The 1,889-nt window shown below is 70.7% G+C and carries 1 protein-coding gene; it reads left to right on the forward strand.

Annotation, left to right across the window (positions count from 1 at the left end; all coding sequences use genetic code 11):
• A partial coding sequence (locus ABZ260_RS50575; RefSeq protein ID WP_355632993.1) for a polyketide synthase dehydratase domain-containing protein occupies positions 1–1,889 on the forward strand: 1,889 nt, incomplete at both ends.

Raw genomic sequence — 1,889 nt, forward strand, 5'->3', positions numbered from 1 at the left:
GCCGGGCGTGAGAAGGAGGTGTCGGTCGCGGCGGTGAACGGTCCGGCCTCGGTGGTGATCTCCGGCACTGAGGAGGCGGTGCTGGAGGTGGCCGCCGCGCTGGAGGAGCGTGGGGTGCGCACGAAGCGGTTGCGGGTGTCGCACGCGTTCCATTCGCCGTTGATGGAGCCGATGCTGGAGGACTTCCGTGCCCTGGCTCGGACGCTGTCCTACGGCCCGTCACAGATCCCGGTGGTGTCCACGGTGACCGGGCAGGCGGCCACCGACGAGCAGCTGTGCTCGCCGGACTACTGGGTCGACCAGGTCCGCCAGGCCGTCCGCTTCTCCGACGGTGTCCGGACGCTGCACGCTCAGGGAGTGCGGGCCTACCTGGAACTGGGCCCCGACGGCGTACTGACCGCCATGGCCGACGACACCCTTACCGCGCTCGCCGACGCGGATGAGACTGTCCGTTCGCGGGCGGCCGCCGAGGGGATGGGCGGCTATGTGGACTCGGACCCGGTGCTGGTGTCGGCGCTGCGCGGGGGCCAGGACGAGCAGGCGACGATCATGATGGCGCTGGCCGGACTGCACGTGCATGGGGTGCCGGTGAGCTGGCCGGCCATGTTCCCCGGTGCCCGCCGGGTGGAGCTGCCCACCTACGCCTTCCAGCGTCAGTGGTTCTGGCCGAGTGGCAGACGGGCCGGAGATGCCGAAGGTCTCGGACAGGTCGTGGCGGGGCATCCGCTGCTGGGTGCCGCCATGGGTCTGGCCGACACCGACGAGGCGCTGCTGACCGGTCGTATCTCGCTGGGGTCGCATCCGTGGCTGGCCGATCATGTGGTGGGCGGGATGGTGATCTTCCCCGGTACCGGGTTCCTGGAGTTGGTGGTGCGGGCGGGTGATGAGGTCGGTTGTGATCTGGTCGAAGAGCTGACCTTGACCGCGCCGCTGGTGCTGGGTGCGGACGATGCCGTCGCGGTGCAGGTGCGGGTGGGGTCCGTGGACGGGATGGGTCGGCGTGAGGTGAGTGTTCATGCCCGGCCGGCCGGGGCCGATGATCACGATGCCTGGGTGCGGCACGCGATCGGTGTGCTGGCGGTCGGTGGCCAGGCCGGGGAGCGGTTCGATACGGCGGTGTGGCCGCCGCGGGGTGCGTCGGTGATTGAGCTGGACGGGTTGTATGAGCGGCTGGCCGGGGGTGGGCTGGGTTACGGGCCGGTGTTCCAGGGGTTGCGGGGAGCTTGGCGGGGTGCGGACGGTGTGGTGTTCGCCGAGGTCGGGCTGCCTGGGCAGGTTGTCGATGCGGGTGGGTTCGGGTTGCATCCGGCGTTGCTGGATGCGGCGTTGCACGCGGTGGCCTTTGCTGATCTGGAGGGTTCCGAGGGTGTGCGGTTGCCGTTCTCGTGGGGTGGGGTGTGTCTGCACGCGGGTGGTGCGTCGGTGTTGCGGGTGCGGTTGGCCTGGGTGGGTGGTGATGCGGTGTCGTTGAGTGCGGTGGATGCGGCGGGGGAGCCGGTGCTGTCGGCTCGCTCGCTGGTGCTGCGCCCGATCTCGGTTGATGACCTCTCCGGTGCTGATGGTCGGGCGCTGGAGCGGGACGCGCTGTTCCGCCTGGAGTGGGCGATGTCGCCGGAGGCGGCAGCGTCCTCGGCGTCCTCGGCGTCCGGTCCCCTCACTCAGGTGGCCGAGCTGACCCTGGATCTGGCATCGGATCCGGAGGTGGAGCTGGCGGCGCTGGAGGTGGTGCCGGAGGTGGTGACCGTCGTGGTCGGGTCGGCCGGGGACGGGGACGTGGTGGGGGCGGCGCACGCGTTGACCGCTCGTGTTCTGGGGTTGGTGCAGGGGTGGCTGGCCGATGAGCGGTGTGCTGATGCGCGGCTGGTGGTGGTGACGCGGGGTGCGGTGGT

Source organism: Streptosporangium sp. NPDC006013 (assembly GCF_040614275.1).
GTDB lineage: Bacteria > Actinomycetota > Actinomycetes > Streptosporangiales > Streptosporangiaceae > Streptosporangium.